9 protein-coding genes are annotated in these 15989 nt (G+C 72.0%); 7 read left to right on the forward strand and 2 right to left on the reverse strand.

Annotation, left to right across the window (positions count from 1 at the left end):
* Window positions 1-66: 66 nt before the first annotated feature.
* Complete coding sequence (locus tag ACQPZW_RS36640; protein WP_433790581.1) at window positions 67-2187, reverse strand: PhoX family protein; 2121 nt, start codon at window positions 2185-2187, stop codon at window positions 67-69.
* A 166-nt stretch (window positions 2188-2353) separates the two neighbouring features.
* Between ACQPZW_RS36640 and ACQPZW_RS36645 the strand changes: the two genes are divergently transcribed.
* From ACQPZW_RS36645 to ACQPZW_RS36655, 3 genes are all read left to right on the forward strand, one after another.
* Window positions 2354-3556: a cytochrome P450 gene (locus tag ACQPZW_RS36645; RefSeq protein WP_433790582.1), complete on the forward strand. Its 1203-nt coding sequence runs from the start codon at window positions 2354-2356 to the stop codon at window positions 3554-3556.
* 148 nt (window positions 3557-3704) lie between these two features.
* On the forward strand, window positions 3705-4364 hold the full coding sequence (locus ACQPZW_RS36650) for a hemerythrin domain-containing protein (protein WP_433790583.1): 660 nt from the start codon (window positions 3705-3707) through the stop codon (window positions 4362-4364).
* Window positions 4361-5101 carry an AfsR/SARP family transcriptional regulator gene (locus ACQPZW_RS36655; protein ID WP_433790584.1) on the forward strand — a complete coding sequence of 247 codons (741 nt, stop codon included), beginning with the start codon at window positions 4361-4363 and terminating at the stop codon, window positions 5099-5101. The genes ACQPZW_RS36650 and ACQPZW_RS36655 overlap by 4 nt, the downstream gene beginning before the upstream one ends.
* Before the next feature lie 122 nt (window positions 5102-5223).
* On the opposite strand, the gene ACQPZW_RS36660 is transcribed toward ACQPZW_RS36655, so the two are convergent.
* Complete coding sequence (locus tag ACQPZW_RS36660) at window positions 5224-6144, reverse strand: EamA family transporter (RefSeq protein ID WP_433790585.1); 921 nt, start codon at window positions 6142-6144, stop codon at window positions 5224-5226.
* A gap of 206 nt (window positions 6145-6350) precedes the next feature.
* On the opposite strand from ACQPZW_RS36660, the gene ACQPZW_RS36665 reads away from it, so the two are divergent.
* The 4 genes from ACQPZW_RS36665 to ACQPZW_RS36680 all read left to right on the forward strand — a co-directional run bounded on the left by ACQPZW_RS36665 (window position 6351) and on the right by ACQPZW_RS36680 (window position 15920).
* Window positions 6351-9119, forward strand: a complete 2769-nt coding sequence (locus ACQPZW_RS36665) for a BTAD domain-containing putative transcriptional regulator (protein WP_433790586.1) — start codon at window positions 6351-6353, stop codon at window positions 9117-9119.
* A complete protein-coding gene (locus tag ACQPZW_RS36670) occupies window positions 9116-11878 on the forward strand; it encodes an AfsR/SARP family transcriptional regulator (protein ID WP_433790587.1) in 2763 nt (920 codons plus the stop codon). The genes ACQPZW_RS36665 and ACQPZW_RS36670 overlap by 4 nt, the downstream gene beginning before the upstream one ends.
* 149 nt (window positions 11879-12027) lie before the next feature.
* Complete coding sequence (locus ACQPZW_RS36675) at window positions 12028-14517, forward strand: alpha-L-arabinofuranosidase C-terminal domain-containing protein (protein WP_433790588.1); 2490 nt, start codon at window positions 12028-12030, stop codon at window positions 14515-14517.
* An 11-nt stretch (window positions 14518-14528) separates the two neighbouring features.
* A complete protein-coding gene (locus ACQPZW_RS36680; RefSeq protein WP_433790589.1) occupies window positions 14529-15920 on the forward strand; it encodes a family 43 glycosylhydrolase in 1392 nt (463 codons plus the stop codon).
* The last annotated feature ends 69 nt before the right edge of the window (window positions 15921-15989 follow it).

A 15989-nucleotide genomic window follows, 5' to 3' on the forward strand; every position in this document is an offset into this window, starting at 1 on the left:
TGAGGCGGTCCCGCGGGGCGCAGCCGGGAGCGGCCCCGTCTCGGGCCGCTCCCGGGCTCCCGTCGGTCAGCTGCCGATCGGCCCGCCGTCCTTGCGCCAGGTGACGACGACGCCGGGCTTGGCGAACCCGCCGTCGGGCCAGACCGAGGCCGGCTTGTCGATCGAGGCGCCGGTGATCTCGCCGGGGTGCTGGACCGCGACGAAGACCGACCTGTCGTCGGAGGTGACGAACGGGCCGCAGGTCTCGGCGCCCTTGGGCACGGTCAGGAACTGGCGCAGGTGGCCGCGCTCCTTGCCCTCGATCGGCGTGGCGAACAGACCGTCGTTGCTGCCCAGCGCGTTGCCGTCGGTGGAGATCCACAGGTTGCCGGCGCTGTCGAAGGCGACGTTGTCCGGGCAGGAGATCGGGGAGACCGCGGTCTTGTCGTAGCCGCCGAAGTAGGTGTCGGCGGCGGCCGGGTCGCCGCACACGATCGGCAGCTGCCAGGTGAAGGTCAGGCCGGTGTGGTCGCCGCGGTCCTCGGTGATCTCGAAGATGTGGCCGTGCTTGTTGGCGTTGCGCGGGTTGGCCTCGTCCGGCTTGGCGTTGGCGCCGACACCACGGTTGGTGTTGTTGGTCATCGCCGCGTAGATCTTGCCGGTGCGCAGGCTCGGCTGGACGTCCTCGGGACGGTCCATCTTGGTGGCGCCGACCGCGTCACCGGCGAGCCGGGTGAAGGTGAGCACGTCGACCGCGGTCATGCCGGGCACGAACGAGGTGTTACCGGAGACCAGCTTGATCCACTGGCCCTTGCCGTCGAACTTCCCGTCGGTGGGCAGCTTGCCGGTGCCGTCGATCTCGGCCGGGTCGCTGTCGCCGGTGACCTTGGCGACGTAGAGCGTGCCCGACTCCAGCAGCGTCAGGTTGTGCTTGCGGGCCCACGGCGAGTCGCTGTCGATGTACTTCTTGTCGGACACGAACTTGTACAGGTAGTCGAAGCGCTCGTCGTCACCCATGTACGCGACGACCTTGCCGTTCTTGGCGACGATGACGTTGGCGCCCTCGTGCTTGAACCGGCCCATCGCGGTGTGCTTGCGGGGGCGGCCCTCGGGGTCGAACGGGTCCACCTCGACGATCCAGCCGAACCGGTTGGCCTCGTTCGGGTGCTTGGCCAGGTCGAAGCGCTCCTGTGCCCGGTCCCACTTGCGGCTGTCGCTCGGGTAGCGGGCCGTGGTCGAGATGCCGTAGCGGTTGAGCTTCGGCTTGACGTCGGCCGCGACGGCGTCGCCACCGACGAAGTACTGGTTGAAGTTCTCCTCGCCGGACAGCACGGTGCCCCACGGGGTGACGCCGCCGGCACAGTTGTTGAGCGTGCCGATGACGATCCGGCCGGAGGGGTCGGCGGCGGTCTTCACGACCGCCGAGCCGGCGACCGGGCCGGTCAGCTGGAACTCGGTGGCCAGCGCTGTGATCCGGCGGTTGTACCGCAGCTTACGGCTCTTGACCGGCTTCCATTCACCGGTACGGCCGACGCGCTCGATCTCCACGACGGAGAGGCCGTGCGCCGCGATCGCGATCTTCAACTGCTCGACGCTGAGGGCGTCGAGGGTGGTGAAGCCACGGAACATCAGGTTCTCGTTGGTGTACTCGTGGTTGACCACGAGCAGGGCCCGGTCGCCGCCGCAGCCCGGGATCGGGATGACCCCGACGAAGTCGTTGTTGTAGCCGAACTGCCGGGCCTGCGCGGCAGCGGTCTGGTTGTCGACGTCGAAGGCGGGCGCGCCGGGCACTACCGGGTCGCCCCAGCGGATCACCACGGACGAGCGGTACCCGGCCGGGATGGTGACCTGGTCCAGCGTGTTCGGGGCGACGGTCTCGAAGGTCAGCCTGCCGGCCTTCTGCGGGCGGTGGCCGTGCCCGAGGGCGCCGCCGAGCGGGGCCGTCTCGACGGGGGCGGCCATGGCGGGCGAGGCGGCGGCGAGCGCGGAGCCGCCGAAGCCGAGCACCATGGCGCCGACGGCACCGGCACGGACCACACCACGGCGGGTCATCTCGGCGTTGACAACGTCGCCCAGGTACGGGTTGTCGGACTCGTTCGGGGCGGGGTGGTCACAGGCGTTGCCACAGCGGTACAGACATGTCATCGCGTCCCGGCTGCCCCCGCTGTGTCCCAGCAACGGCAGCAGACGGCGATTGAAGTCCGGCATCGGTTCGTTCTCCTCGGTCTCTCGTCACCTTGCGATGACGGGCTCGAGCGGACGCTAAAAGGCCAGGTGTACGGCGACCACCCAGCCCCGGTGGATCGAAAGTGAACGAGGCATGAACGTCCGTCACGTTTATCCGGCGTCCATTCGCGACTCGCACGATACACCGGTGACCAGCCCCACCGTGACTGTCCGTGGCCTGCCCGGGCCGCCGCCGCTGCCCGCCCTCGGCAACCTGCCGGACCTGCTGCGCGACGGCCGGCCGCACCGCAGACTCGAGGACTGGTGCGACCGGGCTCGCCGGATCACGAACCAGAGCTTGAACCCGGCCCACCTGGCCGGATACTTCCCGGCGCTGACCACCGGGGTCCGGCGGCTGACCGGGCTGTGGGCGCCGGGCGGCAGCGTCGCCGTCCTGCCGGATCTGCGGCGCTACACCTTGGACGTGACGTTCGCGCTGGCCACCGGCCATGATCTCGACTCCCTGGAGCATCCGAAGGGCCGCCTCGCCACGCTGCTGCCGATGCTCCTGCCGGCCGTCAACCGGCGGATGAGCGTGCCGGTGCCGTACTGGCGGTGGGTGCGGCTGCCCGCCGACCGCCGCCTCGCGACGATGCTGAGCGAATTGGACCGGCTGATCCGCATACGCACCGTGGCCGCCCGCGAGCGGATGGCGGCCGGAGCGACGCCGCGGACCGTCCTGGAGTCACTGGTGTCGACACCCGACGGTGAGGAGCCGTTCACCCCGGCGGAGCTGTTCGGCAATGTGCTGACCATGTTGCTGGCCGGAGAGGACACCACGGCGTCCGCGATCGCCTGGGCGCTGCATCACCTGGCGGCCGATCCGGTGGCACAGCGGCGGGTGCGGGCCGAGGCGGTGGCCGAACTGGGCGACGGCCTGCCGTCCACCCCCGCGGAGGTACGGGGACTCGGGTTCGCCCGGGCCGCGGTGCGCGAGGCGCTGCGGCTGCACCCGGTCGCGTCGCTGACGGTGGTGGAGGCAGCCGAGGAGACCGAGCTGCCCGGCGGTGACGGCCCGCGGCTGCGGGTGGGCCCCGGCACCCCGATCTGGGCCCTGATGACGTACGGCTCGCGCCGCGACGCCCGCCGGTTCCCCGATCCGGGCCGGTTCCGCCCGGATCGCTGGCTCGACCCGGCGGCCGCGCGCCAGGGTGATCTGCGGCACCTGCCGTTCGGCGCCGGCCCGCGGGCCTGCCCCGGCCGGAGCCTGGCCCTGCTGGAGGCGACACTGGCGGTGGCCCTGATCGTGCGGGACTTCGACCTGGCCCCGGACCCGGCCGGCCGGCCCCGGGAGCGGGTGGCGTTCACCGTCTCGCCGGCCGGGCTGCGGCTCCGCTTGACCCGCCGCTGACGAGTTTTGCAAGTGGCCGTCAAGTGGGCCCGGTGAGACTGGCCGCGAAAGGAACCCCCGGCCGGTCGTGGCCACTGCCTCCACCCCCGTGAGGCAGCGGCCGCGACCGGCCGGGGTTCTCCGCGACGATCCACCGAGGAGTAATGCCGTGCCCGTCACGACCACGCCGTACACCCGGGAGATGGTGATGATCCACCGGGTGTTCCGTCGCGAGGCCGCCCAGCTGTTGCGCTTCGTCAGCGCCACCGGAACCGGGGACGTCGCCCGCGCACGCCGGCTGGGCCGGTGGACCCGCGAGTACATCGGCGGGCTGCACCACCACCACGCCACCGAGGACGCCCTGATCTGGCCGCTGCTGCACCAGCGGGTCACCGTCCACCAGGAGCTGGTCGACCGGATGGAGATGCAGCACCACGCGCTCGACGCCACGCTGGCCGAGGTCACCACCCGGCTCGGCGCGTGGGAGGAGTCGGCCGGCGAGACCGACCGTGACCTGCTGGCCGACAGCATCGCCGACCACCAGCGGGTCCTGCTGGAGCACCTCGGCGACGAGGAGGACCTGGTCATGCCGCTGGTCGAGGAGCACCTGGATCCGGAGGAGTGGGAGAAGGTCGGCAAGGCCGGCCTGGAGAACCTGCCGAAGGAAAAGGTGTTCCTGGCGCTCGGGGCGATCCTGGAGGAGGCCACCGACGAGGAGCGGGCGTTCTTCCTGGCCAAGGTGCCGGCCGCCGGGCGGATGCTGTGGAAGCTGGTCGGGCAGCGGCAGTACCGCCGGCAGATGGCCGCGCTGCGCGGCGGGACACAGTGATCGCCTTCTCCCTGCTGGGCCCGGTGCGGGCCTGGCGGGACGGGGCCGAGCTGCCCCTCGGCTCGCCGCAGCAGCGCACCACCCTGGCCGTGCTGCTGCTCCGCGAGGGCCTGCTGACCACGATGGACGAGCTGGTCGACGCGATCTGGCCGGAGGACCCACCGGTCGCCGCGGTCGCGACCGTCCGCACGTACCTCTCCCGGCTGCGCCGTCTCCTGCCGATCGCCACCGGCGTCCGCATCGACTGGATCGGTGGCGGCTACGTGCTGACCGCCCCGGAGGGGGCTCTGGACGTCGAGGTGTTCCGCAAGCACACCGCCCGGGCCGCCGAGGCGATGCGCCGCGACGACAAGCGGGACGCCATCGCCCATCTGCGCGCCGCGGTGGCCCTGCACCGCGGGACGCCGCTGGCCGGGGCGGCCGGCGGCTACGTGGACGGTCAGCGGGCCCGGCTCGCCGAACTGTGCCGGGGCGCGGCCCTGGACCTGGTGGCGCTGACCGTGGAGACGGGCGGGCACACCGAGGCGATCGCCGACCTGCGGGCCATGGTCGCCGAGGAGCCGTTGCGGGAACGCTGCCACGCCCTGCTGATGACCGCGCTGTACCGGGGCGGGCGGCAGGCCGACGCGCTCGCCCACTACCGGCAGGTGCGCCGTACCCTCGCCGACGAGCTCGGCGTGGAGCCCACCCCCGAACTACAGGCCCTGCACCAGCGCATCCTGCTCGGCGCCGGCTGACCTCCGGCGCATCCTCAACCGATGACGGGCGGCCGGGTTCCCCACGAACCCGGCCGCCCGCTTTCGTGCCCCGGCCGGGCTCCCCACGAGCCCGGCTCCGGCACGAGTGCCCGGCCGCCCGCTCAGCCGGCCAGGCACGCCACGCCGGCCAGTGCGCTCAGCACTCCGCAGAGGTGAAGGGCCGGCAGTTTCTCCCGCAGCACCACCCGGTTGAGCAGCACGGTCACCGCGGGATAGAGGGAGGCGACGATCGCCGCGGCGCCGATCGCGGCGCCGGACGCGGACCAGGCGAACGCGGCGTCGGCGACCGGCTCCAGCGTTCCGACGGTGAGCGGGAAGATCCACAACCGGGGCGGGAGGCCGCGCAGGGTCTGCCACCCGGTGGCGGCGAGCAGTACACACCCGGCGAGACCACCGAAGATCAGGGCGTACGCGGCAGCGCCGAACGGATCGTGCGGGGCGGCCTCGTGCAGCAGCACGAAGAAGGTCCCGAATCCGGCGGCGGCTCCGGCCGCGCACCACACCGCGGGCCGCCGCCGCGGCCCCGCCGGATCGCCGGCCGGCCAGCTGGCCAGGGTGATCCCGGCGAGCGCGGCGACCGCGCCGATCACCCCGCCGGCGCCGAGCCGTTCACCGTGCAGCAGGCCCCACCCGACCGGGACGAGCGCGGCCCCGGCCGCCACCGGGGCGACCACGGTGAGGGATCCGTCGCGCATGGCCCGGTAGAGCAGCCCCATCGACGGGACGCCGATCGTCCCGGCGGCCGCGCTGAGCACCACCAGGCGTACCCCGCCGGGCAGCGGGTCGGCCCGCCCTGCCAGGTAGAGCAGGGCGAGCAGCATGCCGGTCAGTTTCGAGCCGATCAGCAGCGAGCGGACCGGAAGCCGCCGTGCGCAGAACCCGGCGATGAAGTCCGAGAACCCCCACGCCCCTGCCGCGAGACCGGCGAGTGCCCATGCCCAACTCAACGCTCCGTGACTCCGCTCCCCGGCCCGGATGACGCGGGACCCGCCCGGCCGGTGCACGGCGAGCCCGTCCTCCATTGCCGGACAGAACCGTCGACAGGCGATTGACAGCGGCAAAACCCGATACGGGGAGAGTGTCGCGTTCCCGACGCAGTCCGTTCCGGAAACGAGAACGACGCGGAAGTGCGCCTAAGATCTCGGGGCGAACCGGCTCACGGTGACTCTGCGTCAGGTTCTGTTCGGCCGGCGCGAGACGGCGGTCGCGGAAGCGGAGGACGTGGCGGATGCAGACCGAGATACGTGTGCTCGGCCCGCTGGAGGTGCTGGTGGACGGGCGTCCCGTCCCGCTCGGCGGCCATCAGCAGCAGGCGGTGCTGGCCATCCTGGTGGCGGCGCGCGGCCGGGTGGTGCCGGTGGAGCGGATCGTGGCACAGGTGTGGGCGGGCGATCCGCCTCCGCGGCCACTGGCGTCGCTGCAGGCGTACGTCTCGAGGTTGCGCCGCGCGCTGGAACCGGATCGCGCCCCGCGGACGCCGGCCCGGGTCCTGGTCAGCGATGATCATGGTTACGCCCTGAGACTGCCCGAGGAGGCGGTGGACGCCTGGGGGTTCGCCCGGGACGTCGACGGGCTGCCGGACGCGCCGGAGGACGCCGAGGAGGCGGCCACGCTGGTACGGGAGGCGCTGTCCCGCTGGCGGGGCGCCCCGTTCGCCCAGTTCGCCGATGAACCGTGGGCGCGGGCCGAGATCAACCGGCTGACCGGTGTGCACCGGGCGGCCCGGGAGCGTGAGGTGCTGGCGAAGCTGCGGCTCGGCCACGTCGGTGAGGCCGTGCTGGCCGCGCAGGAGCTGGCCGAGACGGAACCGCTGCGGGGCCGGGCCCGGTGGCTGTACGCGCTGGCGCTGTGGGCCGCGCATCGGTCGGCCGAGGCGCTGGAGGCGCTGCGCCGGCACCGGCGGCTGCTCACCTCCGAGCGGGGCCTGTCCCCGGATCCGTCGATCGGGGAGCTGGAGCGGGCGATCCTGGAGCAGCGCCAGTCGGTGCTGCACGACGTGCTCGGCGTCGCGCCCGCCGACCGGGTGCTGCCCGCCCGGCTGCCCCGCGCGCTGCCCGGCTTCGCGTCGCGGGAGGCGGAGCTGGCCGAGCTGAGCCGCCACCCGGACGGCCTGCTGGTGATCACCGGCACCGGCGGGGTGGGCAAGACCGCCCTGGCGATCCGCTGGGCGCATCAGGTCGCGGCCCGCTTTCCGGACGGCCGGCTCTACGCCGACCTGCGCGGGTTCGGGCCGGAGGGCGCGCCGGTGGCGCCGGGCGAGGTGCTGGCCGTGTTCCTGACCGCGCTCGGGGTGCCGGACCAGCGGATCCCGCCGGGCGAGGCGGAGCGGACGGCGCTGCTGCGCAGTGTGCTGACCGGCCGGCGGGTGCTGCTGGTGCTGGACAACGCGCACGACGCCGAGCAGGTCCGGCCGCTGCTGCCCGGCTCGGACGGCTGCGCCGTGGTGGTGACCAGCCGCAACCGGATGAGCGGCCTCGTCGTGTCGGACAGCGCCCGGATCCTGCCGCTGGACGTCTTCGGCGCGGACGAGTCTCGCGCCTACCTGCGGGAACGGCTCGGCGCGGAGATCGTGGACGCCGACCCGGCGGCGCGGGACGCGATCGTGGCCCGGTGCGGCGGGCTGCCCCTGGCGCTGGCCGTGGTCTGCGCGCGGGCGGGCGGTTTCCCGATGGCCGCGGTGGCCGGGGATCTGGAGCACGGGTCGCTGCCCGACCTGGGTTCGGTTTTCTCCTGGTCGTACCGGCAGCTGCCGGACGAGGCGGCCCAGCTGTTCCGGCGGCTGGCGCTGCACCCCGGGCCGGACGTGACGCTGGCCGCGGCGGTCAGCGTGAGCGGGACGAGCCGGCCGGCCACCCGGGCGGTGCTGCGCCGGCTCACCGACGCGCACCTGCTCGACGAGCGGCTTCCGGGCCGCTTCGTCTACCACGATCTGCTGCGGGCGTACGCGGCGCGGGCGGCGCGGGAGGAGGACACCGACGCGGTACGCGACGACGTCATCCGCCGGCTGGTCGAGCACCACCTGCACTCGGCGAACAACGCGGCCAAGCGGTACATGACCTACCCGGTTCCGGACATCGCCGGGGAGCCGGCCGCCGACGTGACGCCGGAGCAGTTCGCCGACTCGGCGGCCGCGCTGGCGTGGATGGCCGGCGCCTACGACAACGTGATGGCGCTGGCCGCGGTCGCCCCGGATCGCTACCTGGGCCCGCTGGTCGGCGTGCTCTGCCCGTACCAGCAGGACTTCCGGTTCTTCGTGGACGACTCGATCGCGCTGTGCCGGCGGGCGCTGGCGGTGGCCGAGCGCGACGGCCAGGACTGGTGGAGCCGCTACCTGCGCTTCCTGATGGCGCGCGGGCACCTGTGGCGCAACGAGGGGCACGCCGCCCGCCCGCTGCTGGAGCACGTCATCGCGTCGGCCCGGGAGGCGGGCCTGCCGATCAGCATCGCGCAGGGGCTGATCGCGCTGGTCACGGCGATCACCGGCTACATCGGCACGCCGACGCGGGAGTCGGTACGGCAGGCGTACCCGTACGCGCTGGAGGCTCTGGAGAACTACCGGGCCGCGCTTGACGATCCGGTCTACGGGCCGACCGCGCACATCGGCACGGCACGGACCATGCTGACCATCGCGTGGCATCGGTTCTACGAGGACGGTGACGCGGGCGAGGCGGCCCGGATGATCGGCGAGGCCGTGGACCAGCACGCGGCCGGCGGCAACAGCCAGCACGTGGCCGAGGCGCTGCTGAACCTGGGCTACCTGCGGCACGCCGCCGGCGACCCGGACGGTGCGGTGGCGGCGTTCCAGCGGGTGCTCGACGAGCCCTCCGACGTGGCCGAGCACCGGATGGACCCGCTGATCGGGCTCTACCTGGTGCACGCCGGCGCCGGTGACACGGCGGCCGCCGGGCAGGTGCGCGAGCAGGCGCTGAAGCTGGCCGAGACGGCCCGCTACCACGACGTGGCCCGGCTGCGCGCGGTGCTGGGGCCCGGGTCGTGATCGAGGTCCGGGTGCTCGGCCCGTTGCGGGTGCTGGTGGACGGCGAGCCGGTGGCGCTGGGCGGGCCCCGGCAGCGGGCCGTGCTGGCGATGCTGGTGGCCGCGCACGGCCGGGCCGTCCCGGTGGACCGGATCGTCGACGAACTCTGGGGCGACGGCCCGCCCTCGTCCGCGCTCGCGACGCTTCAGGCGTACATCTCGAGGTTGCGCAAGCTGCTGGAACCGCGACGCGCGCCACGCGCCGCGAGCACCGTCCTGGTCAGCGATCCGGTGGGGTACGCGCTGAGCCTGCCCGCGGGGGCCGTGGACGCCTGGAGCCTGGAGCGGGAGGTGCACAGCGTCCAGGAACGGGCCCGGGAGCTGACCGGGGAGCAGGCGCTGGCGATCCTGCGCACCGCCCTGGACCGGTGGGGCGGTGAGCCCTACCCGGAGTTCGCCGGGGCGCCGTGGGCGCAGGCGGAGATCACCCGGCTGCGGGAGGCGCGGCTGGTCGGCCGGGAACGCTCGATCGCGTGCCTGCTCAAGCTGGGCCGCGCCGGCGAGGCGATCGCGGCGGCCGGGGAGCTGGCCGGGGAGCATCCGCTGCGCGGGCTGTCCTGGTGGCTGTACGCGCTGGGCCTGTGGGCCGCGGACCGGGACGACGAGGCGCTGGCCGTGCTGGACCGGCACCGTGCGCTGCTCGCCGACGAGCTGGGCCTGGACCCGGAGCCGGCGCTGGCCGAGCTGGAGCAGGCGGTCCGGGAGCGGCACGTCGACGTGCGCGAGCGGCTGCTCGACTTCGGCGCCGAGCCGCCGGACGAGTTCACCGTGCGGCCGGCGCAGCTGCCGCGGACCGCCGCCCCGTTCGCCGCGCGGGAGGCGGAGCTGGCCCGGCTGGCCGACGGGGACGCCGATCTCACCGTGATCACCGGGCCGGGCGGGGTCGGCAAGACCACCCTGGCCGTCCGCTGGGCGCACCAGGCCGCCGTCCGCTATCCGGACGGTCAGCTCTACGCCGACCTGCGCGGCTTCGGCCCGGAGGAGACGCCGGCCGACGCCGGTGACGTGCTGGCCGGGTTCCTGGTCGCGCTGGGTGTGCCGGACCGGCGGATCCCGCCCGGCGCGGCGGAGCGGTCGGCGCTGTTCCGCGAGCTGCTGGACGGCCGGCGGATGCTGCTGGTGCTCGACAACGCGCACGACGCCGGCCAGGTGCGGGCGCTGCTGCCCGGCCGTCCCGGCTGCGCGGTCGTGGTGACCAGCCGGAACCGTCTGGCCGAGCTGGGCGCGCGCACGTGTGAGCTGGACGTCTTCGACGCCGGGGAGGCGGCCGCCTATCTGCGCGGACGGCTGGGTGCGGAGCTGGTCGACGCGGAGCCGGAGGCGCGGGACGCGGTGATCGCCCGATGCGGCGGGCTGCCGCTGGCGCTGGCCGTGGTGTGCGCGCGGGCGGCCGGATTCCCGCTGTCGGCGGTGGCGGCCGAGCTGGCCGAGGAGGAGGGCCTGGACGCGTTCGCCGGGCCCGGCTACGACCTGCGGGCGGTGTTCTCCTGGTCGTACCGGCGGCTGCCGGACGACGCGGCCACCCTGTTCCGGCAGTTGGCGCTGCACCCCGGCCCGGATCTGTCACTGGGCGCGGCGGTGAGCGTGAGCGGGCGCGGGCGGGCCGTCACCCGGGCGCTGCTGTGCCGGCTGGCCGACGCGCATCTGCTCGTCGAGCGGCGTCCCGGTCGGTATTCGTACCACGACCTGATCCGCAGTTACGCGGCCGGCCTCGGGGCCGTGCCCGCGGACCGGGAGGACGTGCTGCGCCGGCTCGTGGAGCATCATCTGCACTCGGCGAACACGGCCGTGCACCGGTATGCGCCGTACAAGCGGCCGGACCGGGTGGGCCCGGCACCGTCGGACGTGACGCCGGAACGGTTCGCGTCCGGGCGGAAGGCGCTGGCCTGGCTGCACGCCGAGTACGACAACGTGATGGCTTTGGCCGGCCTCTGCGACGAGCCGTGGGGGCGCCGCTACCTGGGGCCGCTGGCCTGGGCGCTGGCGCCGTACCAGCAGGACACCCGGTTCGCCGTGGAGGACTCGTTCGCGCTGTGCCGGCGGGCGCTCCCGGAGGCCCCCGACCGCTGGTGGTCCGGGTTCCTGAACTACATGATCGGGCGCGCGCACCTGCGGCTGGAGCAGCTCGAGCAGGCCCGGCCGTATCTGGAACGGACGATCGAGGCGGGCCGGGCGCTGGACGACCCGGTGCGACTGGGGAACGGGTTGTTCGGCATGGCGGTCGTGATGATGGGCAACAACAGCACACCGACGCGGGAGCAGACGATCGCGGCCTACCCGTACCTGCGGGAGGCGCTGCGGGTACACCAGCGGCACGAGTACGGCGAGCAGGACCGGGCGCGGGCGCTGCCTCCTCTCGCCTGGTACCACTTCTACCGGCCGGGCGGACAGGACAAGGCGTTACGGCTGCTCGGCGAGGCACTGGCGGTGCACCGGAAGTGGGGTCACCCGGAGAACGCCGCGGATGTGCTGCTGAACATCGGCCGGCTGCGGAACGCCGCGGGCGACCCGGCGGAGGCGATCGCGCCGTTCCGGGAGGCCGCCGGGCTCCTGTCCGACATGCCGGAACTGCAGATCGAAGCAATGATAGGGCTGTATGCGGCGTTACGGGACACCGGCGATGTGGACGAGGCCGAGCGGGTGCGCGCCGCGGCGTGGGCACTGACCGGGAAGGCCCGCCACTACGACGTGGACCGACTGCGCGCGGTTCTGGCTGGTTAACGCTAACAAAATAGCGCTCCTGGGCTTTCAGCGCTGCAAACATCGAGCCTCAGCTCTTGACAGGGGTGTCGATGTTTGCGTACACATTGCTGAGCTAGTCCACCGGAAACACTTCTGAAACCGTTGCGATCCGCACCGGAGGACCCCTCATGCGCAAAATCCCCTACCGTCTCGCGGGCGCGGCCGCCGTTCTGGTCTCGCTCCCGCTCGCGGTCTCGCCGCCGGTCGCCGCTCACGCGGTCGAGCCGGACTACACCATCACGGTCGACCCCTCGTCGACGGGCGCGTCCATCCCCAAGTCGATGTACGGCGTCTTCTTCGAGGACATCAACTACGCGGCCGACGGCGGCCTCTACGCCGAGCTCGTCCGCAACCGCTCGTTTGAATTCAACACCACCGATGCTTCCGGCTACAACGGACTGACCGGCTGGACCGCCACCGGCTCGGCCGTGGTGACCAACGACGACCAGCGGCTCAACGAGCGCAACCGCAACTACCTGCGGATCACCGGCGCGGCCGGTATCACCAACGCGGGCTACAACACCGGGCTCGCGGTCAAGAAATCCGATAAGTACGATTTTTCGGTCTGGGCACGCGCTGATGCCGCGACCTCCCTCGAGGTCACCCTGCTCACGTCGTCCGGGGCCGCACTCTCCGCGCCGCTGGCCGTCCGGGTCGCCGGGGACACCTGGAAGAAGTACACCGGGGTGCTGAAGGCCACCGCGACCAGCGACGTCGCCCGGCTCTCGGTCAAAGCCTCCGGCAGTGCGAGGCTGGACGAGGTCTCACTGTTCCCGCGCGACACCTACAAGGGACGCGCCAACGGACTGCGCAAGGACCTGGCCGAGAAGGTCGCCGACCTCAAGCCGGGCTTCGTCCGCTTCCCCGGCGGCTGCCTGGTCAACACCGGCAGCATGTACTCCTACGACGCCGCGAACAACTACCCGCGCGCCCGGTCCTACCAGTGGAAGGACACCGTCGGCCCGGTCGAGACGCGCGCCACCAACAAGAACTTCTGGGGCTACAACCAGACCTACGGCCTCGGCTACCACGAGTACTTCCAGTTCTCCGAGGACATCGGCGCCATGCCGCTGCCGGTGCTGCCGGCCCTGGTGACCGGTTGTGGCCAGAACCGGGCCACCGTGGACGAGGCGCTGCTGCAGCGGCACATCCAGGACGCGCTCGACCTCGTCGAGTACGCCAACGGGCCGGTCACGAGCACGTGGGGCAAGCTGCGCGCCCAGTCGGGGCACCCGAAGCCGTTCAACCTGACCACGATCGCGGTCGGCAACGAGGAGAACCTGCCCGAGGAGTACTGGGCGAACTTCCTCAGGTTCGAGTCGGCGATCAAGGCGAAATACCCGAACATCACCGTGGTCAGCAACTCCGGCCCGGACGACCAGGGCGGCACCTTCGACAACCTGTGGGCCAAGAACCGGGCGCACGGCTCGGACATGGTCGACGAGCACTACTACAACAGCCCGGCCTGGTTCCTGCAGAACAACAGGCGCTATGACTCGTACGACCGCAATGGTCCCAAGGTCTTCCTCGGCGAATACGCGTCGCTGGACAACAAGCTGTACAACTCGCTGGCCGAGGCCGCCTACATGACCGGCCTGGAGCGCAACGCCGACGTGGTGAAGATGGCGTCCTACGCGCCGCTGCTCGCCAACATCGACAACGTGCAGTGGAAGCCGGACATGATCTGGTTCGACAACGACGAGTCGTGGGGCTCCACCAGCTACCAGGTGCAGAAGCTGTTCATGAACAACGTCGGCGACCGGGTCCTGCCGTCGTCGGCGACCGGCGACGTGCTGCAGCCCGAGCCGATCACCGGCGCGATCGGGCTCTCCACCTGGCGTACCGCCGCGACCTACGACGACGTCAAGGTCACCCGGCCGGACGGCACCGTGCTCTACAGCGACGACTTCAGCGACGGCAACGCCGACGGCTGGACCTCGGTGACCAACCGCGGCAACTGGGCGGTGACCAACGGCGCCTACACCCAGACGACCACGGACACCGAGGACACCATGGTCAAGGCGGCCACGATCGGCGAGACCGATTACGACTACACGCTGAAGGCCACCAAGACGGCCGGCGCGGAGGGCTTCCTGGTCGCGTTCGGGATCAAGGAGACCGGCCGGTTCTACTGGTGGAACCTGGGCGGCTGGAACAACACGCAGGGCGCCGTCGAGAAGGGGATCACGTCCGCCAAGGAGCAGATCCTCACCAAGCCCAACACCGTCACGACCGGAAAGACCTACGACCTCAAGATTCAGGTACGGGGTACGAAGGTCACCCTGATCCTGGACGGCGTGGAGTGGGCCTCGTTCGACGACAACGCGGTCACCGAGCCGTTCGCACAGGTCGTCACCGAGGACACCAAGCGCGGCGAGATCATCGTCAAGGTGGTCAACGCCCAGGACACCCCGGCGGTCACGAAGGTCGACCTGGGTGGGCGCAAGGTGGCGCGTACCGCGAAGCAGACCGTGATCACCGGTGACCCGGGCGAGTTGAACACCCGCTCGGCCGAGCCGATCCAGCCGGTCACCTCGACCGTGCACGGGATCTCGTCGGTGTTCACCCGCGAGTTCCCGGCGAACTCGGTCACCTTCCTCCGCATCAAGACCCGGTAAGGGGCCCGCTCATGAACCGACGAACCGTGTTGGCGGGTGGCGCCGTGGGTGCCATGGCCGTCGTCCTGCCCGTGGGCGCTGAAGGGGCCCCTGTCGTGAAGGCCCGGACCGATGCCGAGATCTACGGCGTGCCCACCGTGGATCCGCTGATCAGCCAGCGCGCCGACCCGTGGATCACCAAGCCGGTGAACGGGCAGTACTACTTCACCGGCTCGGTGCCCGAGTACGACCGCCTGGTCGTCCGGGGTGCCCCGACCATCGAAGGTCTGGCCACCGCCGAGGAGAGCGTCATCTGGCGCCGGCCCACCAGCGGGAAGATGGGCGGGCACATCTGGGCGCCGGAGCTGCACCGGATCGGCGGGAAGTGGTACATCTACTTCGCCGCCGGCGACGCCGGTGACGTCTTCCGGATCCGCACCTACGTGATGGAGTCGGCGCTCGACGACCCGCGCGACCCGGCCGGCTGGGCGCTGAAGGGCCAGCTCGCCACCGAGTGGGACGGGTTCACGCTCGACGCCACCAGCTTCACCCACCGGGGCCGGCAGTACCTGGTGTGGGCGCAGAGCGAGCCGGAGATCGCGGTCAACACCAGCCTCTACATCGCCGAGATGGCGAACCCGTGGACGTTCAAGACCAAGCCCACCCGGATCGCCACGCCCACCAGGAGCTGGGAGATCATCGGCTACCGGGTCAACGAGGGCCCGGCGGTGCTGATCCGCAACGGTCGCGTGTTCCTGACCTTCTCCGCGAGCGCGACCGACTCCAACTACTGCATGGGGCTGCTCAGCGCTCCGGCCTCCGCCGACCTGCTGTCGCGCTCCAGTTGGACGAAACACCCGGATCCGATCTTCGTCACCAACGACGCGACCCAGCGGTACGGGCCGGGGCACAACTCGTTCACGGTGACCGCGGACGGGACCGACGTGCTGGTCTACCATGCCCGTGACTACAAGCAGATCACCGGCGACCCGCTGTACGACCCGAACCGCCACACCCGCGTGCAGAAGCTGTACTGGCACGAGGACGGGACGCCGCTGTTCGGCATCCCGGTCGGCTCGGGCGGGCCGATCGTGCGCCTGTCCCCCGCGGACCGGCCGCGCTCGTTCGTCAAGCACGTGGGCGACGCGTTCCAGGTCGACCACGCGCCGCGCGAGCTGGAGCTGACCCAGTTCCGGTTCGTGGCGGCGTCCGACGGCACCGAGACGGTCCAGTCGGTCGACCAGCCCACGAAGTTCCTGACCGTCAGCGGCACGAGCGTGACGCTGAGCGGCGCCGGGACACCGGTGACCCGGATCGCGGTCAAGGGCGGCGTGACCGTCCGAGTCGCACCGGGCCGGTTCCTGCAGCACCGCAACGGTCAGCTCGTCGTCGGTGACAGGGCCACGGTGTTCAAGCTCAGCTGATCCCGTCGCGGGGAGGGCGTATGCCCTCCCCGTGATCTATTCCTCAAAAGAGGATTATGAGATACCTCT

This window comes from Actinoplanes sp. CA-252034 (assembly GCF_050956125.1).
In the GTDB taxonomy this organism is placed as follows: domain Bacteria; phylum Actinomycetota; class Actinomycetes; order Mycobacteriales; family Micromonosporaceae; genus Actinoplanes.

Bases quoted from the DNA above. Each gene is read 5' to 3' on its own strand.
- ACQPZW_RS36640 (WP_433790581.1), bottom strand. From the start codon at position 2,187: ATGCCGGACTTCAATCGCCGTCTGCTGCCGTTGCTGGGACACAGCGGG.
- ACQPZW_RS36675 (WP_433790588.1), top strand. From the start codon at position 12,028: ATGCGCAAAATCCCCTACCGTCTCGCGGGCGCGGCCGCCGTTCTGGTC.
- ACQPZW_RS36665 (WP_433790586.1), top strand. From the start codon at position 6,351: ATGCAGACCGAGATACGTGTGCTCGGCCCGCTGGAGGTGCTGGTGGAC.
- ACQPZW_RS36660 (WP_433790585.1), bottom strand. From the start codon at position 6,144: ATGGAGGACGGGCTCGCCGTGCACCGGCCGGGCGGGTCCCGCGTCATC.
- ACQPZW_RS36680 (WP_433790589.1), top strand. From the start codon at position 14,529: ATGAACCGACGAACCGTGTTGGCGGGTGGCGCCGTGGGTGCCATGGCC.